We start from the raw sequence: 18,413 nt of genomic DNA, 5'->3' as shown, positions 1-18,413 counted from the left end.
GCGGGGTCCGCGCCATCGAACATCGTCGCTCCGGCGGGCCGGATCGGGCGGCCGGCGCTCACTAGGATCAGGTCCGCCGACCGGGCCGGCGGTGAAGCCCCGCCGCGGCTCCGCGGACCGGCCCACCCCACGAAGGAGATCGATGACAACTGTGCGCTTCCCGCGCGGCAGCGTGCTGCGCGCCCTGACGGTGCTGGCCGTGGTCGCGGCGGCAACCGGCACGGCGGCCGGCCCGGCCGCCGCCCGGACCGACCCCGGTTGGGTCAGCGGCTGGCTCAACGACCTCACCGTCGGCGCGGCCGGTGCGCCCGGCCGGTCGGCACCGCTGGACCTGAGCAGCAGCGGCGCCACCAACCCCCGGGTCACCGTCGACCTGACCGGTCTCGCCGGCGTCGCCACGGCCAGCTTCCCCAGCTGGTGTGTCACCGAGGGCACCTCGGTGACCTGCCCGATGCCGCCGGAGGCGATCCCGGACGAGTACGGCACCGTCAACGGCACGGTGCCGGTGGTGTTCCGCGCCGTCCCGGGCGCCGTCGACGGCGCGACCGGCACGCTGGACTACACGGTGCGGGCCGACGGGCTGGAGCCGTACACCCAGCAGGCGACCGTCAGCGTGCGCTCCGGTGCCGACGTCCTCGACCTGGTCGACGAGTACGTCTCGGGCGCCGAGGTCGGCGACGTCCACGCCGTGCCCGTGGCCGTGGTCAACGCCGGTGACCAGCCGGCCGAGGATCTCCGGGTGACCTTCCGCTTTCCGGTCGGCCTGCACCCGGCCAGCTACCGGAACTGCCGGTACGGCACCGATCCCGTCCTCGCCACGGTGGTGGTCTGCACCGTGCGGGGCACGTTCGCGCCCGGGATCCGGCACGAACTGCGCAACGGCCTCGCCACCACGATCGGTCCGGCCGCCCTCGGCGACAAGCGCATCAGCCAGTTCGTGGAGCCGCTGGCCACCGCGGGGCCGCTGCCCGGCAACGTGCGGCTGACCCGCCGGGAGGCCGACCGGGCGCTCCGGCTGCGACCGGTCGGCGGGACGCTCGATCCGGTCACCGCCACCGGCCCCGGCGGCGGGACCTACCTGCGCGACATCCACGGCGCCTTCGACGTCGTCGCCGTGGGCGCCACCGTCACCGGCGCCGTCGGTGCCACCGTGCGGGTGAGCGTGGGGATCCGCAACGACGGTCCGGGTGTGCCGGACGGCACCGTCTCCGGCGGCAACGCCGGCGGGTTCCTCTTCACCCCACCGGCCGGCGTGACCGTGCTGGCCACCCCGCCCGGCTGCTCGCCGACCGGCGACGACGAGGGTGGCGCTCCGACGTCCTGGGTCTGCTGGCTGGGGGCCGTGTTCCCCGCCGGGCAGAGCTTCACGGTCCCGTTCGACCTGCGGATCGACGGGCCCGCGGGCGCCCCCGGCGAGGTCAGGTCGTACTACGACCACCCGCGTCCGGACGACGATCCGGCCGACAACGCCGCCCCGGTCACGCTCGGCTGACCGGAGAACGGCGCCCCTCGACGGAGGTGGGCCGGCCTCGGGCATACCGTGGCCGGCCCACCCGCCCTCGGCTGCCCGGGTGCGTCAGCGGGCGGCCGGCTCCCAGGCGTACGCGGCCAGGGGCGCGTCGAGCGGGGCGCCGGTGAGCCGGTTGGCCAGGGTGGAGATGGTGTACGTGCCGACGCCGAGCACCACGTCCAGCGCGTGCCGGGGCTGGTAGCCGGCCGTCAGGAAGGCGGTGGTCCCGTCCTCGGGAACCGCGCCCCGGTGGTCGAGCACGGCGAGGGTGAAGCGCCGCAGCGCCTCCAGCCGGTCGTCGGGCAGCGGCGTGCCGGCGCGCAGCGCGTCGACCAGCTCGGGCGTCGCGCCGTGCCGGGCGAGGGCGGCGGTGTGCATGGCGACGCAGAGGTGGCACTCGTTGCGGGTGGCGACCGTCATGACGACGACCTCCCGCTCGACCGGGTCGAGGGCGCACTTCTCGAAGATGCCGTTGACGGTGAGGAACCCGGTGAGCAGTTCCGGGGACTCGGCCATCAGGCCGACGGCGGCGGGCAGGTGCCCGAGCCTGCGGCGTACGCCCTCCATGGTCGGCCGGGCGGCGGCGGGTGCGGTGTCGGCGGTGTGCGCGGTGAACGTGGGCACGGCAAGCCTGCTCTCAGGGGGGTCGGGGACGGCCGGCGCGGCCCGATCGGCGACGCGCCGCGCGTGACGTAGGATCGTCAACGTGGTTGTCGAAATGGTAAACGAGGTTGTCGAACGTGGCAACGGCTGACCCCGACCGGCCCGGCTTCCTGCTGCCTCTGCTGCTGCTGGCCGGCTTCCGTACGCTCATCGACGACCTGCACGCGGAGCTGGCCCGGCAGGGGCACCCGGAGCTGCGGCCGCTGCACGGCTTCGTCCTCCAGGCCGTCGGCGCCGAGGGCACCACCGCCACCGAGCTGGGCCAGCGGCTCGGCGTCTCCAAGCAGGCGGCCGGCAAGACCGTGGACCGGCTCGTCGCCCTCGGCTACCTGGAGCGTGCCGACGACCCGCGCGACGCCCGGCGCAAGCTGGTCCGGGTGACCCCGCACGGCCTGGACGGCCTGCGCCGCTCGGCGGCCGTCTTCGACCAGCTCCGGCAGCGGTGGGCCGCCACCCTCGGCCCCGACCGCGTCGCCGCCCTGGAGGACGACCTGCGCGCGGTCACCCCGGCCAACCCGTTCCGCCTCGACGTGCCCGGCTGGTTCGGCGGCTGACCCCGCGCGGCGTTCGCGGCCCTGGGCGGGGCTCCACCGGCCCGGTTCCCGGGTGGCACCCGCCCGTAGGCGGGAGCGGGCAGGCGTCGGGTGAGGCCGGCAGCAGCACGGCCGCCCGCCGTCAAGACCCCCGGTCACCGTCGGCCGAACGGTCGAAGCCCGAACGGTGCGCGCCGCGCGCCCCGCGGACCGGCCCGGCCCACCCGCCGACAGGTGCCTTTCCCGGGACGCCCGAGCCGGTCATAGGCCTTTCGGTCACCCGCTAACACACCGCGTGCGAACGCGGCCAGCACCGTCCATGCGGAATTGCCCGCCGTTCAGTCGGGCCCCGCCGGATCCGCCCGGGGACGTAAATCTTCCGACATTGCCCGCAGACAATTCCAATGGTTCCGTCACCACCATCCGAAACATTTTCCATCGGCGCAAGATGGGGGTGACGGTTGGCGATGGCCACCTTCAATCAGCAGAACCAGCGCGTGGATCAGCAGTTCAACGCCGAAACCATCGATCTGCGGAACAGCACCTTCGAACGTCTGCCCGACAACGCCGGCCAGACGGAGCTCCGCCGTCGGCTGGAGGCCGTCCTGAGGGCGGTGGAGCAGGCCACGGCCAGCGGCGCCCTCGACCCGCAGGCCGGCCGCACCGTCGTCGACGAACTGCACGGCGCCCGCCAGAGCCTGACCCGCGACGACAAACGCGAGGCCTCGCGACGGCTGCGGCGGGCCATCGAGGTGTTGCAGGCGGCGGCGCCGCTGGCGGTGATCGGCGGGGCGATGGCGACCATCTGGAACTCGTTGGGCGGGGCTTCCTGATGACCACCTTCGACCAGCACGGCCAGCGCGTCTTCGGCGCCCAGATCAACGCCGACAACGTGCACATCAACAAGTCCGACGGGCCGCAGCAGCTCATGGCCTACGGGCGGCGGGCCGTCGCCGAGCGGCTGTACAAGCGGGCGGCCGAGTACTTCACCGAGGCGATCGCCAAGGGGGCGAAGGGCTCCGATCCGCACTACTACCTGGCTCTCGCGCTCCTCGGCGGCAGACGGCCCAGCCGGATGGGTCGCGAGGCGCAGCAGGTGATGGTCCGGGTGGAGGAGCACCTGGGCAGGGCGCTCCAGATCGACCCCGCCGCGGCGCACGTCCGCGCCCTCTGGGCGGCCGTCAAGCGCGACCACTACGCCGACCGCCACGACCCCGGCCCGTCCGTCGCCGACATCGAGGCCGGAGCCGGCGACATCGACCCGGTGCACGCGGCCGAGATCGCCCCCTTCCTCGGCAACCGCGAGAACCGGCTGTGGCAGGCCACCGTCGCCGTGGCGCAGGCCGGCATCGAGGAACGCAAGCCGAACGTACGCAAGTACTTCGTCCGTACGCCCGTGCCGCCCGCGACCGGTGGCGCGCAGGCCATGATGGTCGCCGGCGGCATCGGGTTGGTTCTCGCGCTGATCCTCGTGATCGCGTCGTTGTCGGAGTCGGGTTACCTCTGCCTCGCGGTGCTCGTGGGTGTGGGCGGCCTCGTCCTGCTGGTCAAGGGATTCGGCCAGTACAACGCGCTCACGTCGGCGTACGAGCGTGACCTGGCGGCGGCCGAGCCGAAGCCGAGCGACGAGCAGATGGACGTGTGGCTGCACTTCGACAAGTTCGGAGTTCTCGATCACGCCCTGCGGCACCTCGACCGCGAACTGGACGATCTGATCTGCGAGCCGCAACTCGTCATCGGTCCCGCCTCGCCCACCGAACAGGCGGTGGGAAAGGACGGTATCCGTCGGTTCTCGCGGTACAAGTTCGTCATCCTGCTGCTCGGACAGACCCGCATCTCGGTCTTCTCCTGCGAGTGGGACTTCGTCAAGTGCATCGTGTCGAACGCCGACGCCTTCGACTTCCGCTACAAGGACATCACCGGCCTGCGGATGCGGCAGTTGCACGAGGCGACGCACGGCAGCCGACTGGTGATGACCGGCGACGACGGCAAGGAGATGGAGGTACGGTTCGCCAAGATCTTCGAAATGATCATCGCGGGCACGGACCGGATCGCGGTGACCATCGACGTCCAGGCGCAGAACGCCGGCGCAGGGTTGCAGCCCACGGGGGCCACCGCCACCGAACGGCTCGTCCGGCGGCAGTTGGACGACGCGGCCTGACCGCCCGGTCGCGGCTGCTCGGTCTCGCGCCTACGCGCCGGAGTAGAGCCGGTCAGGATCGACCAGCACCACATCGGGTCGGTGGACGGCGAGCTGCCGCAGTTCGGCGGTGAACCCCTCGGCGCTGGCCAGCAGCAGCCGCGCGTGGCGCGCGTCGAGCCCGGGGCGGGCGATGAGCAGCTCGCGCGCCCGCTGTAGTCGATCCAGGTGGGGCCGGCCCAGCAGCCGGCCCCACTTGACTTCGCCGATGGCGAGCAGGGGACGCGGACCGTCCCCGAGCGGCGGCTCGCCGAGGGCGACGAGGTCGAGTTCGTGGCTGCTCCGGCTGGCCGGATCGGTGAGGACCGCCGCGCTCACCTCGGCCACCGGGCCGCCCAACGTCTCCTGGTCGGCGAACCGCAACGCCCATTGCCGGACAATCTCCTCGAACGCCGGTCCGAGCACCGCGCTGGCGTACCGGGGCTGGGAGCGCCGCCAGACGTCCGCGCCGCGTCGCTGCTCCAACGCGGTCCAGGCCGGACGCATGACGGCCTGGTAGAAGGTGATCAGCGGTTCGGCGATGCGATAGCGGCTGCGGCCGCTGCGCAGCGGGTCCAGCTCGCGCACCAGGAGACCGGCGTCCTCGAGCACGGTGAGGGGGTGATGCAGATCGGTGCTCTTCCGACCGATGAAACCCGCGATGCCGCCACGGGTGCCGTTGCCTTCGGCGACCGCCGACAGCACCGAGTGGTAGAGCGCGGTGTCCCGGAGGTCCGGATCCTCGGCGAGCAGGTAGCGCGCCTCGCGGAACAGCGGGCGGGCGGGATTGAGGACCGCCCGCACGACCCAGTCGTCGAAGTCGTCCCGCCCGTCGGGCGTGTCGTCCTGCACGTACTCGCGTCGGTAGGCCGGCGTGCCTCCGACGATGGCGAACACCTGGGCGGCGAGCAACGGATCGTCGAATCCCCAGAACGCCGCGGCCGACCGGTAGTCCAGGGGCGCGACGGGCAACTCCAGCCCGGCTCGTCCGCGTAGCGGCGCGGAGCCGGCCAGCAGCCCACCCATGAACGAGAGCGCCGAACCACACAGCAGGAGACGGGTACGGGAGGCGGTGCGCTCGGCACGGCCGGGGGTGAGCGCGTGCTGGATCACCGACGGCAGGTCCCGGCTCGCCCGAGCCAGGTAGGGGAACTCGTCGACCACCACCGTCACGGGCCGGTCCCGGCCGAGGGCCAGCAGTGCGTCGACCGCGCTCGCCCAGTCCGCGAGGTGCACCGGCCCGGGAGCGCCCGCGTGCCGACCGAGCGCCTCGCCCAGACGCCGCAACGAGTCCGCCTGCGTCGCCTCGGTCGCCCCGAAGTAGAAGCCGCCCGTGGCGCGGGCCAGCTCGTACAGCAGCAGGGTCTTGCCCTGACGCCGACGGCCGCTCACGACGCCCAGGGTCGCGCCCGGACGGCCGTCGGTGGCGAAGCGGGTCAGCTCAGCCCACTCGACGTCGCGATCGAAGATCCCGGGCGGCTTCGTCAGGTGCACAGCAGGAAGTATAACTACACTTATAATAAGTGCGGTTATACGTCTTGCAGGGGCTGGTTCAGTCCAGCCCGCCGTAGGAGTGCAGGCCCTCGAAGAAGATGTTCACGCCGAACAGGTTCATCAGCATGGTGAGGAAGCCGACGACGGCGAGCCAGGTCGCGACGTTCCGCTTCACGCTCGGGGTGGCCCGGGCGTGCAGGTAGCCGGCGTAGATCACCCAGGAGATGAACGACCAGGTCTCCTTCGGGTCCCAGCCCCACGGCCGCCCCCAGGCCGCCTCGGCCCAGATCGCCCCGGCGATCACCGCGAAGGTGAAGACCGGGAACGCGAAGGCGTGCAGCACGAAGGTCAGCCGCTCCAGCGCCGCCGCCGCCGGCAGCCGCTTCGCCAGGGTGTACGGGAAGCTGCGCCGACCCTGCTCGTAGCCGGAGCGCATCAGGAACGCCACCGCCGGCACCGCGCCCAGCAGGAAGATGCCGGAGGCGAAGACGATCGTCGAGACGTGGATGACGAACCAGTACGAGTTGAGCGCCGGCACCAGCGGCACGATCGGGGTGTAGAGCACCAGCTCGGCGGTCGCCACCAGCAGCACCATCACCAGCGACATGAACAGCCCGAGGCGGCGCAGCTGCGGCCGCTTCCAGAGCACCACCAGCCAGGCGGCGACCCCGATCCAGGTGCCCGTGAGCACGAACTCGTACATGTTGCCCCAGGGCATCCGGTCCGCGGCGAGACCGCGCGTGACCAGCGCCCCCAGGTGCAGCAGCGCCCCGAGCGCGGTGGCCGCGACGGCGACCAGGCCGCCCAACCGGGCGCGTCGGGCCGTACGCTCGGCCGCCGCCGCGCCGGTGTCGACGGGCGCGTCGGGGGTGCTGCCCCCGGCCGCGCCGACGCCGGCGCCGACCAGCTCGCGGGCGGGTGCCGCGGCCACCCGGGCGCGGGAGTTGCCCAGCGCGTACTCGACGGCGTGGCTGATCATCGCGATCAGGTACGCCAGGATCGCGAACGACACCAGCTGGTCGGAGAGTGCGGACATCACTCGGCTCCTTCTCGCGCTCCGGCCCGGTCGCCGCCGTCGCGGTCGACACCGGCCTCCTCGTCCGACCGCCCGTCGCCGCCGACGGCGGCCACGAGCTGCGCGAACTCGTCGGCGAACCCGGGATGGTCGGTGCGCGGCAGGCCACCGGCCTCGACCAAACTACTACCGCCCGTCGGAGATCCACTCGTGGGGTCGGCGGCACCGGCCGGCAGCACCCGGAAGAAGACCCGGCGACGCCGCCCGAACAGCGAGCCCATCAGCCCGACCAGCAGGACGGCGGAGCTGACCAGCAGCAGCGTCGAGCCGGGGTCGTACCGGACAGACAGCGTGATGTACGGCACGGTGCCCAGGAACTCGAGCGTGGTCCCGTCGTCCAGCTCCCAGCTCTCACCCTTGCGGAGCAGCTTGGTGCCGACCTCCTTGACCTTGCCGGCCTCCACCTGCCGCTGGTCCAGCTCGTAGACCGAGCCGGGGATGCCGGCGTCCATGCCCAGGTTGCCCCGGTAGGCGACGAGGTTCAGCGCCGGATTCCGCTCCGTCGGGTACTCGGAGCGGGCGAACGGCGCGGCGGCCGGCGCCGTCGGCAGGTAGAGACCGGAGAAGGCCATCTGCGTGTTCGCATCCCGCTCACCCGTGGCCGGATCCACGTTGATGTCCGGGAACGCCGCCAGCCCCTCGCTGGTCAACCCGACGTCGCCGGTCGTCAGGAACGGGAAGTTGCTGGTCTGGCTCTTGCCGAACCGGTCGGTGTAGCGGATCACCGGGGCGTAGCCGTGACCGAGCAGGTAGACGTTCGCGCCGTCGAGGCGCAGCGGGGAGTTGACCGAGAAGTTGGCCTGCCGCCGCTCGCCGTCGGCCTCGTCCACGGTCACCTTGGCGTCGAAGAACTCCGGCTGGCCGGACTCCAGGAACCGGGCGTCGAAGTCGTCGAGCTGGATGCAGAAGCCCGGCAGGTCGGCGCTGCTGACGCGGGGGCCGAGCTTGCTCTCGGCGTACTGCTGGCGGGTGTTGCAGAACGCGTTGTCCTTGCCGGCCACCAGCAGCTTGTTGCCGCTCCAGCCGTACCAGGAGCCGAGCGCGACGCCGACCAGCACGAGCACCAACGAGCTGTGGAAGAGCAGGTTGCCGGTCTCCTTGAGGTAGCCCTTCTCGGCGGAGACCTCGTCGCCACGGACCACCACCCGCCAGCGCCGCCGGCGCAGCACCTCCGCGATCGCCGCCGCGCCCCCCTCGGGCGCGGACAGCACCGTGTGCTGCGGCAGCCGGTCCAGCCGCCTCGGCGCGGCCGGCGGCTTCGACCGCAGCGCCCGCACGTGGTCGCGCAGCCGGGGCGTGATGCAGCCGATCAGCGAGGTGAAGAGCAGCAGGTAGATCGCGGAGAACCAGACCGAGCCGAACGCCTCGAAGGCCCCGATCCGGTCCAGCACCGGGGCCAGGTCGGGGTGCGCGGTGAAGTAGTCCCGCACGTCCTCCGGGTTGACCCCGCGCTGCGGCAGCACCGAGCCGGGAATGGCGGCCACCGCGAGCAGGAAGAGCAGCACCAGGGCCGTACGCATGCTGGTGAGCTGCCGCCACGAGTTGCGCAGCAGGGCCAGCAGGCGGTTGGGCCGGCGCCGGGGGGCCTCGGCCGGCGGTGCGGGCCGCTCGTCGACGACGGTCATCAGATGCTCACCTCGCCCACCCCGACGGTGGTCTGCAACCAGATCACGAAGTTCGTCCAGCCGCCGGTGACCAGCGCGAGGCCGATCAGGATCAGCAGCGCCCCGCCCAGCCGGGTGACCCAGCGGCTGTTGCGCCGGACCGCCCGGAACACCCCGAGCAGCCGCTCGAAGCCCAGCCCGAAGACGACGAACGGAATCCCCAACCCGAGGCAGTACGCCACGGCGAGCACCGCGGCCCGGTCGGTCTGCCCGCCGACGGCGGCCATGCCGATCACCGCGCCGAGGGTCGGGCCGACGCAGGGCACCCAGCTGAGCGCGAAGACCGCGCCGAAGACCGGCGCGCCGAGCAGCCCGGCGGCGGGCAGCCGCTGGATCCGGAACTCCCGCTGCAACCCCGGGACCAGCCCCACGTAGCTCAGCCCGAGCACGACGATCAGCGCGCCGATGACGATCTCCAGCGTCCGCTCGTACTCGAAGAAGACCCGACCGACGCTGGCGAAGAGGATCGCGGTGGCGGTGAAGACGACGGTGAAGCCGGCGATGAAGAGCAGCGTGCCGGCGAGCACCCGGCCCTTGACCGCGGCCGTCGTCGGTTCGGCGCGCTCCCGCACCGCCACCCCGCCCGCACCGCCCTCGGTGTGTGCAAGGGCCCCTTCCTCTACCGAATCCGTTGACGGGGGGCCCTTCCTGACCTGCGGGCGGCGGGTTTCGAGGTCGGCGCCGGCGAGGCCGGTGACGTACGACAGGTAGCCCGGCACCAGCGGGAGCACGCACGGGGAGAGGAAGCTGACCAGCCCCGCGAGCGCCGCCGCGCCGATGGCGAGCAGCAGCGGACCCGACTGGGCGAGTTCGGAGAACGTCTCGCCCATCAGCGGGAACCGTTGGGCGCGGGCTTCTCGGCCGCGATCCGCTCGACGATGGGCTGGAGGCCCTCCTGCTTCACCGCCGCGCGGATCACCACGGCGATCCGGCCGTCCCGGTCCAGCACGACGGTGGCCGGGATGGTGTTCGGCGGGATGTCCAGGGCCAGCGCCAGCCGGCTCGGCGGGTCGAAGAGACTCGGGTAGGTGACCTTGAAGCTCTCCTCGAAGGCGAGCGCCTTGTCCCGCTGGTCCTGGATGTTGATGCCCAGGAAGGTCACCCCGGAGGCCTTCGTGGCCTGGTACGTGTTCTCCAGGTCGTCCGCCTCCGCCCGGCACGGCGCGCACCACGAGCCCCAGAAGTTGACCACCACGACCTGGCCGCGGTCCCTCGCCACGTCGTGGCTGCCGCCGGTGAGCAGCTCACCGGCGAGCTTCGGGGCGGCCGAGCGCTGGTCGGGAGCGCACTCGATGATGCCGCCGGAGTTGTCGCACGCCTCCTCGCCGTCGCGCGACGAGCAGCCCGCCAGCGCCACCGTCACGACGGCGGCGAGCAGACCCGCGGTCAACCTCCGGGCGTTCATCAGGCCCCCTTGGCCGTCCTGGCTGTCGGCGACATCGCGATCAGGTGCGCGGCCGGCTCGGAGTAGCCGATGCCGACCACCTTGGCGCCGTCGAAGTGGAAGGAGGTGAGGCTGGCCAGCCCGCACTGGCGCTTGCGCGGGTCGTGCCAGAGCCGCTTGCGCTCGACGTGGCGGCGCAGCGTCCAGATCGGCAGCTGGTGGGAGACCAGCACGGCCTCGCGCCCCTCGGCCGCCACCCGGGCGGCGTGCAGGGCGGCGAACATCCGCTCCGCGATGGCCCGGTAGGCCTCGCCCCAGGACGGGGTGACCGGGTCCCGCAGCACCCACCAGTTACGCGGGTCGCGGAACGAGCCGTCGCCGGGCGAGACCTTCTTGCCCTCGAACCAGTTGGCGCTCTCGATGAGCCGCTCGTCCACGCCGACCGGCAGCCCGAACTGCCCGGCGATCGGCTCGGCCGTCTGCTGGGCGCGCTCCAGCGGGCTGGCCACCACGTGCACGACCTCCCGCTCGGCCAGCCCCTGCGCGGCGGCCTTGGCCATCTGCACGCCGAGCTCGGAGAGCCGGAAGCCCGGCAGCCGGCCGTAGAGGATGCCGTCCGGGTTGTGTACCTCGCCGTGCCGCAGCACGTGGACCACCGTCTTGCTCACCGTAAGCTACCCCCCGTGACCTGCCGCTGCCGCAGCGTTGGCCGCCACCGGCAGGGCGGCGGCGATCTGCTCCAGAGCGGCGTCGTCCAGCGCCGCAGACACGAACCACGCCTCGAACGCGCTCGGCGGCAGGTAGACGCCGCTCGCGAGCATCGCGTGGAAGAACGCCTTGAACGCCGGCACCTGCTGGGTGCGGGCGCTGTCGTAGTCGACCACGTCGGCGTCGGTGAAGAAGACCGAGAACATGTTTCCCGCGTACGACAGCCGGTGCGGGACCCCGGCGGCGGCCAGCGCGTCCGTGGCGAGCCTGCCCACGACGGCGGCCGTGTCGTCGAGCCTGCGGTAGAGCGCGTCGTCGGCCAGCCGCAGGGTGGCCAGGCCGGCGGCGCAGGCCAGCGGGTTACCGGAGAGGGTGCCGGCCTGGTAGACCGGGCCGGCGGGGGCCAGTCGCTCCATGATCTCCGCACGCCCGCCGAACGCCGCGGCCGGCAGCCCACCACCCATGACCTTGCCGTACGTCCACAGGTCGGCGTCGGAGGGGTCGAGGCCGTGCCAGCCGGCGCGGGAGACCCGGAACCCGGTCATCACCTCGTCGACGATGAGCAGCGCCCCGTGCGCGTGCGCGATCCGGGCGAGCTGGGAGTTGAAGCCGTCGCGCGGGGCGACCACGCCCATGTTGCCGGCGGCGGCCTCGGTGATGATCGCGGCGATGTGCTGACCCTCGGCGGCGAACGCCTGCTCCACGGCGGCGACGTCGTTGTACGGCAGCACGATCGTGTCGCCCGCCGCCGCCCCGGTCACCCCCGGCGAATCGGGCAGGCCGAGGGTGGCCACCCCCGAGCCGGCGGCGGCCAGCAGGCCGTCGGAGTGCCCGTGGTAGCAACCGGAGAACTTGATGATCCGGGGGCGGCCGGTGAAGCCGCGCGCCAGCCGGATCGCCGACATGGTGGCCTCGGTGCCGGAGTTGACCAGCCGGACCTGCTCGACCGGCGTGCGGTCGACGATCTCGGCGGCCAGCTCGACCTCACCCGGGGTGGGGGTGCCGAAGCTGGTGCCCCGGGTCGCGGCCGACCGGATCGCATCCACGACCTCCGGGTGCGCGTGACCGAGGATCAGCGGGCCCCAGGAGGAGACCAGGTCGACGTAGCGCCGGTCGTCGGCGTCGTAGAGCCAGGGCCCCTCCCCCCGGACCATGAAGCGCGGCGTGCCGCCGACGGCACGGAACGCGCGCACGGGAGAGTTCACCCCGCCGGGCACGATGGCCTTGGCGCGGTCGAACAGGGCCTCGGAGGCCGGTGCTTCGGCCGGGTAGCGGCCGGATCCGGCGGGAAACATATCGGTCACGATGCCGCCATTGTGTCAGCGTCGGGCGGCGAATCGGCAGGCACCCCGTACCGGGGTTACCAGGCTCACCCGGGTCGGCCCTCACCGCCGCCCCGGCGGCGTCACGTCCGCGGCCCGGGCGTCCCCGTTTCCGACCGCCCAGGGAGCGCGGTCGCCGCGCCCGGCCGGCTCGGTCGCCACCGCTCGACAGGCCGGGTGGCCCGGATCGCGCTAGGCTGACCCGGTGGATCGTGCCGAACTGTCCATCACGCTACACCGGACGGGCGACGAAGCTGTGCTTCGCCTGGCCGGTGAGATCGACATGCTCACGGCCGCCCAGCTGTCGACCGTCGTCAACGAGGTCCTCGCCGACCCGCCGCCGCGCATCGTGCTCGACCTCGGCGGGGTCACCTTCTGCGACTCACAGGGCCTGGGCACCCTCGTCGTACTCAGCCGCAAGGCCAGCCACGCGCAGAGCCTGCTGATCCTGACCAACGTCGGCGACTTCCTGCTCCGCGTCCTGGACATCACCGGCCTGCGCAGCGCCCTGATGATCCGCAACGACCAGACCACGGGCTGACTCCCCGCCCGATCCTGCCCTTCCCCGCCCGGCCCTGCCCATCTTGGTGTTGATCATGAGGTTAGCCCGGACAATCCGGCTATTCCGCACGGCTAACCTCATGATCACCGGACGGAACCGGGGGCGGGAGTCCAGGGGGACCGGGCCGGGAGGCCGGGCGGTGGGGTGGGCGGGTCAGGGGGTGTTGCCCCAGCGGGCCTGTTCCAGGAGCTGCACCGCGCGGTCGCGGGAATCCTGATCGTCGAGGCGCAGCATCGCGGTGGCCTCGTCGACCGCGTCGGTCAGCACCCGCAGCTGCGCGTCCCGGTCCCGCACCAGATCCGACTGGGCGGCGAGCTGCCGGGTCTTCACCCACAGCTCGACGAAGACCGACACCTTGGCCCGCAGCACCCACGGGTCGAAGGGCTTGGTCAGGTAGTCGACCGCGCCGACCGCGTAACCGCGCAGCGCGAGCTGGGCGTCCCGGTCGGCGGCGGTGAGGAAGATGATCGGCACGTGCCGCGTACGCTCGCGGCGCTTGATGTGACTGGCCGTCTCGAAGCCGTCCATGTCCGGCATCTGGGCGTCCAGCAGGATCACCGCGAAGTCGTCGACCAGCAGCTGCTTCAGGGCCGCCTCGCCGCTCTCCACGGCGACGGACTGGACCGGCAGGCCCTGGAGAATCGCCTCCAGTGCCATCAGGTTCTCCCGGCGGTCGTCCACCAGCAGCGCCTTTGCCATCTGGGTCACGAACTCTCCTCGGTTCGGCTGCCGCTGATCCAGGACGACATGAGTTCGATCAACTCGTCCAGGTCGACGGGCTTGGTGATGTAGTCACTTCCCCCGGCCGCCAGCGCCGACTCGCGGTCGCCGGGCATGGCCTTGGCGGTCAGGAAGACGATCGGCAGGTCGGCGAACCGGTGGTTGCGCCTGATCTGTCGGGTCGTCTCGTATCCGTCCTGATCGGGCATCATCGCATCCATCAGGACGATGTCCACCTCCGGATGCTCGGCCAGCAGGCGGACGCCGTCCGCCCCGTTGTCCGAGTACAACACGGTCAGGCCGTGCAGTTCCAACGCGCTGGTCAGCGCGAAGACGTTCCGGACGTCGTCGTCGACGATCAGCACGGTGGTGCCCTCCAGCCGCCGGGTGGCCGGCGTGGAGGCCGGCTCGGGCAGCTCCGGTGGGGGCATGAGCAGCGAGGACGGCAGCCCGGCCCGCGCCGGTGACGGCGGCAGCGGCGCGACCACCGCGTCCGGGGCGAGCACGTCCGGTACGAAGAGGGTGAACGTCGAGCCCTGGCCGGGTGCCGACGCCACCACGATGCTGCCGCCCAGCAGCCGGGCCAGGTCCCGGCTGATCGACAACCCCAGCCCCGTACCGCCGTAGCGACGGCTGGTGGTGCCGTCGGCCTGCTGGAACGCCTCGAAGATCAGCGACAGCTTGTCGTCGGAGATGCCGATGCCGGTGTCGATCACGGTGAACGCGATGACCTGCTGCGCGTTGGTCAGGGCCGGCACGTCGAAGACCGCGTTGTCGGGCGCCGGCGCGATCCGCAGCGTCACCGCCCCGTTGTCGGTGAACTTGACCGCGTTGGAGAGCAGGTTGCGCAGGATCTGCTGGAGTCGCTGGGCGTCGGTGACCAGCGCCTCCGGCAGGTCCTTGCTGATCCGTACCTGGAAGTCCAGGCCCTTCTCCTCGGCCTGCGGCGCGAACGCCTGCTCCACGTACCCGCGGATCTCGTCGAACCGGACGGCGGTGGGCTCGACGTCCATCCGCCCCGCCTCGATCTTGGACAGGTCCAGGATGTCGTCGATCAGCGACAGCAGGTCGGAGCCGGCGCCGTGGATCGTCCGGGCGAACTCGATCTGCTTCGGCGTGAGGTTCTGCTCCGAGTTCTCGGCCAGCAGCCGGGCAAGCAGCAGCAGCGAGTTCAGCGGCGTACGCAGCTCGTGGCTCATGTTGGCCAGGAACTCCGACTTGTACGCCGACGCCCGCGTGAGCTGCTGGGCCTTCTCCTCCAGGCCGAGCCGGGCCAGCTCGATCTCCCGGTTCTTCGTCTCGATGTTGCCCTTCTGCTCCGAGAGCAGCTGCGCCTTGTCCTCCAGCTCGGCGTTGGTGCGCTGGAGTTCCGCCGACTGCTCCTGCATCTCGTGGGCGAGCCGCTGCGACTGCGCGAGCAGTTCCTCCGTACGCCGGTTGGCCTGGATGGTGTTGACGGCGACGCCGGTGGTGAGCACGAGCCGCTCCAGGAACGACAGGTGCAGCTCGGAGAAGGCCGCCACGCTGGCGAACTCGATGACCCCGAGCAGCTCGCCCTCGAAGAGCACGGGCAGCACGACCAGGTCGGCCGGCGGAGTCTCGGCCAGCCCGGAGCGGAGCATCAGCTTGCTGTCCGGCACCCCGCCCATCCGGATGGTGCGGCGGGACAGGGCGGCCTGCCCGACCAGCCCCTCGCCGGGGCCGAAGGTGACCTCGTGCCCCCGGGCGACGTAGCCGTAGGAGGCGGTCAACCGCAGCCGCATCACACCCTCGGACGTGTCCGCCAGGAAGAACGCGCCGAGCTGCGCGTCGACCAGCGGGGTCACCTCCATCATGATCATGCGGCAGACCTCGCCGAGGTCGCGCTGCCCCTGGAGGAGCCCGCCGATCCGGGCCAGGTTCGAGTCGAGCCAGCCCTGCTCGGCGTTCTTCTTGGTCGTCTCCCGGAGGGTGACGATCATCTGGTTGATGTTGTCCTTCAGCTCGGCGACCTCGCCCTGCGCCTTGACCGCGATCCGCTGGGTCAGGTCGCCCCGGGTCACCGAGGTGGAGACCTGCGCGATGGCGCGCAGCTGGGTGGTGAGGGTCGAGGCGAGCTGGTTGACGTTCTCGGTGAGGTCGCGCCACGTGCCGGAGACGCCCTTGACCTGGGCCTGGCCGCCGAGCTTGCCCTCGCTGCCGACCTCGCGCGCGACCCGGGTGACCTCGTCGGCGAACGACGACAGCTGGTCCACCATCGTGTTGACCGTCGACTTCAGCTCCAGGATCTCGCCCTGGGCGTCGACCGTGATCTTCTGCGACAGGTCGCCCTTCGCCACGGCCGTGGTGACCGAGGCGATGTTGCGCACCTGCGACGTCAGGTTCGACGCCATCGAGTTCACGTTGTCGGTCAGGTCCCGCCACGTACCCGAGACGCCCTTGACCTGGGCCTGACCGCCCAGCTTGCCCTCCGTGCCCACCTCGCGCGCGACGCGCGTCACCTCGTCGGCGAACGACGACAGCTGGTCCACCATCGTGTTCACCGTCGACTTCAACTCCAGGATCTCGCCCCGGGCGTCCACGGTGATCTTCTGCGACAGGTCGCCCTTCGCCACGGCGGTGGAGACCTGGGCGATGTTGCGCACCTGGGCGGTGAGGTTCGAGGCCATCGAGTTCACGTTGTCGGTCAGGTCGCGCCAGGTGCCGGCGACGCCCCGCACCTGGGCCTGACCGCCGAGCTTGCCCTCCGTGCCCACCTCGCGGGCCACCCGGGTGACCTCGTCGGCGAACGACGACAGCTGGTCCACCATCGTGTTCACCGTCGACTTCAACTCCAGGATCTCGCCCCGGGCGTCGACCGTGATCTTCTGCGACAGGTCGCCCTTCGCCACCGCCGTGGTGACCGAGGCGATGTTGCGCACCTGCGACGTCAGGTTCGACGCCATCGAGTTCACGTTGTCGGTCAGGTCCCGCCACGTACCCGAGACGCCCTTGACCTGGGCCTGACCGCCCAGCTTGCCCTCCGTGCCCACCTCGCGCGCGACGCGCGTCACCTCGTCGGCGAACGACGACAGCTGGTCCACCATCGTGTTGACGGTGTTCTTCAGCTCCAGGATCTCGCCCTGGGCGTCGACCGTGATCTTCTGCGACAGGTCACCCTTCGCCACGGCGGTGGAGACCTGGGAGATGTTGCGCACCTGGCTGGTCAGGTTGCCGGCGAGCTGGTTGACGTTCTCGGTGAGGTCGCGCCAGGTGCCGGAGACGCCGCGCACCTGGGCCTGGCCGCCCAGCTTGCCTTCGATGCCCACCTCGCGCGCGACGCGCGTCACCTCGTCGGCGAACGACGACAGCTGGTCCACCATCGTGTTGACGGTGTCCTTCAGCTCCAGGATCTCGCCCTGCGCCGCCACGGTGATCTTCTGTGACAGGTCGCCCCGGGCCACCGCCGTGGAGACCTGGGCGATGTTGCGGACCTGGGCGGTCAGGTTCGACGCCATCGAGTTGACGCTGTCGGTCAGGTCCTTCCACGTGCCGGCCACGTTCGGCACGTCGGCCTGCCCGCCGAGCTTGCCCTCGGTGCCCACCTCGCGGGCCACCCGGGTCACCTGCTCGGCGAAGAGCCGCAGGGTGTCGGTGAGGTAGTTCATCGTGTCGGCCAGCTCGGCGACCTCGCCGCGCGCGCTGACCGTGATCTTCTGCGACAGGTCGCCCTTGGCCACCGCCGTCGCCACCTGGGAGATCGACCGCACCTGGCCGGTGAGGTTCGACGCCATGGTGTTCACCGAGTCGGTGAGGTCCTTCCAGGTGCCGGCGACGCCGCGTACGTCGGCCTGGCCGCCGAGCTTGCCCTCCGTGCCCACCTCCCGGGCGACGCGGGTGACCTCGTTCGAGAAGGACGAGAGCTGGTCGACCATCGTGTTGACCGTGCGGCCGATGCGCAGGTACTCGCCGCGCAGCGGCCGGCCGTCGATCTCCAGCGCCATGTGCTGCGAGAGGTCGCCGTCGGCTACCGCGACGATGACCCGGGCGATCTCGGTGGTCGGCCGGCCCAGGTCGTCGATGAGCGAGTTGACCGCCCGCTGCCCCTCCGCCCAGGAGCCGTCCAGCCCCTCGTCGTCCAGGCGCTCGGTGAGCCGGCCGTCCCGGCCGACGATCCGGCTGATCCGTCGCAGGTCGAGGTACTGCTGCTCCTGGAGCGACACGACCTCGTTGAAGGCGTCCGCGACCTCACCGGCGCGGCCGGCCCGGCGGGGCAGCCGCACCTTCAGGTCGCCCCCGCGCACCCGCCGCAGCGCCTCGGTCAGCTCACCGAGGAGCGCCTCGTGGTCGGGCGCGGACTGGTCCACGGTCGCCGACTGTTTCGTGGTCATCATTCCTCGCTCAACTCGGGGCCACCGGCTCCTGCCGACACCGGCCATCCCCCCATTGTGCCCGTGGCCTCGTCCGCGCCACGCCCACGCGCCCACCCCACCCCACCCCGGCCCACCCCGGGGCCCCCGCCCCCGGGCCCCCGCCCCCGGCGTCGATCATGCAGTTGTGGTGCCTGACAGATCGGGTCGAACGTCGTCGATCGCCCACCACAACTGCATGATCGACGCGGCGGGAGGGCGGGGGCGGGGG

The 18,413-nt window shown here is 71.9% G+C and carries 15 protein-coding genes; 5 read left to right on the top strand and 10 right to left on the bottom strand.

Annotated features, from left to right (window positions below; genetic code table 11):
• The first annotated feature begins 142 nt into the window (after nucleotides 1–142).
• Nucleotides 143–1,492, top strand: a complete 1,350-nt coding sequence (locus ACN27A_RS23685; RefSeq protein ID WP_421456878.1) for a hypothetical protein — start codon at nucleotides 143–145, stop codon at nucleotides 1,490–1,492.
• 84 nt (nucleotides 1,493–1,576) lie between these two features.
• Here ACN27A_RS23685 and ACN27A_RS23680 read toward each other — a convergent pair whose 3' ends face one another.
• A complete protein-coding gene (locus ACN27A_RS23680) occupies nucleotides 1,577–2,134 on the bottom strand; it encodes a carboxymuconolactone decarboxylase family protein (protein ID WP_421456877.1) in 558 nt (185 codons plus the stop codon).
• 116 nt (nucleotides 2,135–2,250) lie between these two features.
• Here ACN27A_RS23680 and ACN27A_RS23675 point away from each other — a divergent pair, with 116 nt between their 5' ends.
• The 3 genes from ACN27A_RS23675 (at nucleotide 2,251) to ACN27A_RS23665 (ending at nucleotide 4,867) form a co-directional block, all read left to right on the top strand.
• A complete protein-coding gene (locus ACN27A_RS23675; RefSeq protein WP_132232202.1) occupies nucleotides 2,251–2,727 on the top strand; it encodes a MarR family winged helix-turn-helix transcriptional regulator in 477 nt (158 codons plus the stop codon).
• Between the two features lie 440 nt (nucleotides 2,728–3,167).
• Complete coding sequence (locus ACN27A_RS23670; RefSeq protein WP_421456876.1) at nucleotides 3,168–3,539, top strand: hypothetical protein; 372 nt, start codon at nucleotides 3,168–3,170, stop codon at nucleotides 3,537–3,539.
• Nucleotides 3,539–4,867 carry a hypothetical protein gene (locus ACN27A_RS23665; protein ID WP_421456875.1) on the top strand — a complete coding sequence of 443 codons (1,329 nt, stop codon included), beginning with the start codon at nucleotides 3,539–3,541 and terminating at the stop codon, nucleotides 4,865–4,867. Before ACN27A_RS23670 ends, ACN27A_RS23665 begins: the two co-directional genes overlap by 1 nt.
• A gap of 30 nt (nucleotides 4,868–4,897) precedes the next feature.
• Here the strand turns inward: ACN27A_RS23665 and ACN27A_RS23660 are convergent, their stop codons facing one another.
• From ACN27A_RS23660 to hemL, 7 genes are read right to left on the bottom strand one after another with little or no spacing between them, the layout of a single operon-like run.
• On the bottom strand, nucleotides 4,898–6,379 hold the full coding sequence (locus ACN27A_RS23660) for an ATP-binding protein (protein WP_421456874.1): 1,482 nt from the start codon (nucleotides 6,377–6,379) through the stop codon (nucleotides 4,898–4,900).
• A 58-nt stretch (nucleotides 6,380–6,437) separates the two neighbouring features.
• Nucleotides 6,438–7,415, bottom strand: coding sequence for a c-type cytochrome biogenesis protein CcsB (gene ccsB / locus ACN27A_RS23655; RefSeq protein WP_311412219.1), 978 nt, complete (start codon nucleotides 7,413–7,415; stop codon nucleotides 6,438–6,440).
• The gene (gene resB, locus ACN27A_RS23650) at nucleotides 7,415–9,079 is read right to left on the bottom strand and encodes a cytochrome c biogenesis protein ResB (RefSeq protein WP_421456873.1); all 1,665 of its coding nucleotides are present in this window, start codon (nucleotides 9,077–9,079) and stop codon (nucleotides 7,415–7,417) included. The genes ccsB and resB overlap by 1 nt, the downstream gene beginning before the upstream one ends.
• Nucleotides 9,079–9,948, bottom strand: a complete 870-nt coding sequence (locus ACN27A_RS23645) for a cytochrome c biogenesis CcdA family protein (RefSeq protein WP_421456872.1) — start codon at nucleotides 9,946–9,948, stop codon at nucleotides 9,079–9,081. Before ACN27A_RS23645 ends, resB begins: the two co-directional genes overlap by 1 nt.
• Nucleotides 9,948–10,523 (bottom strand): TlpA family protein disulfide reductase, encoded by a 576-nt coding sequence (locus ACN27A_RS23640; protein ID WP_421456871.1) that lies wholly within the window; start codon nucleotides 10,521–10,523, stop codon nucleotides 9,948–9,950. The genes ACN27A_RS23645 and ACN27A_RS23640 overlap by 1 nt, the downstream gene beginning before the upstream one ends.
• A complete protein-coding gene (locus ACN27A_RS23635) occupies nucleotides 10,523–11,170 on the bottom strand; it encodes a histidine phosphatase family protein (protein WP_421456870.1) in 648 nt (215 codons plus the stop codon). The genes ACN27A_RS23640 and ACN27A_RS23635 overlap by 1 nt, the downstream gene beginning before the upstream one ends.
• A 6-nt stretch (nucleotides 11,171–11,176) precedes the next feature.
• The gene (gene hemL, locus ACN27A_RS23630; protein WP_421456869.1) at nucleotides 11,177–12,514 is read right to left on the bottom strand and encodes a glutamate-1-semialdehyde 2,1-aminomutase; all 1,338 of its coding nucleotides are present in this window, start codon (nucleotides 12,512–12,514) and stop codon (nucleotides 11,177–11,179) included.
• A 223-nt stretch (nucleotides 12,515–12,737) separates the two neighbouring features.
• On the opposite strand from hemL, the gene ACN27A_RS23625 reads away from it, so the two are divergent.
• The gene (locus ACN27A_RS23625; RefSeq protein WP_121397135.1) at nucleotides 12,738–13,073 is read left to right on the top strand and encodes an STAS domain-containing protein; all 336 of its coding nucleotides are present in this window, start codon (nucleotides 12,738–12,740) and stop codon (nucleotides 13,071–13,073) included.
• 174 nt (nucleotides 13,074–13,247) lie between these two features.
• On the opposite strand, the gene ACN27A_RS23620 is transcribed toward ACN27A_RS23625, so the two are convergent.
• Both ACN27A_RS23620 and ACN27A_RS23615 read right to left on the bottom strand, forming a co-directional pair.
• Complete coding sequence (locus ACN27A_RS23620; protein WP_151455014.1) at nucleotides 13,248–13,802, bottom strand: response regulator; 555 nt, start codon at nucleotides 13,800–13,802, stop codon at nucleotides 13,248–13,250.
• Nucleotides 13,799–18,166, bottom strand: coding sequence for a HAMP domain-containing protein (locus ACN27A_RS23615; protein WP_421456868.1), 4,368 nt, complete (start codon nucleotides 18,164–18,166; stop codon nucleotides 13,799–13,801). The genes ACN27A_RS23620 and ACN27A_RS23615 overlap by 4 nt, the downstream gene beginning before the upstream one ends.
• Nucleotides 18,167–18,413 lie beyond the last annotated feature (247 nt).

Source organism: Micromonospora sp. WMMD737 (genome assembly GCF_049179055.1).
In the GTDB taxonomy this organism is placed as follows: domain Bacteria; phylum Actinomycetota; class Actinomycetes; order Mycobacteriales; family Micromonosporaceae; genus Micromonospora; species Micromonospora reichwaldensis.
The sequence above is the reverse complement of the archived record's forward strand: the minus strand, read 5'-3'. Positions and strand labels throughout refer to the sequence as shown.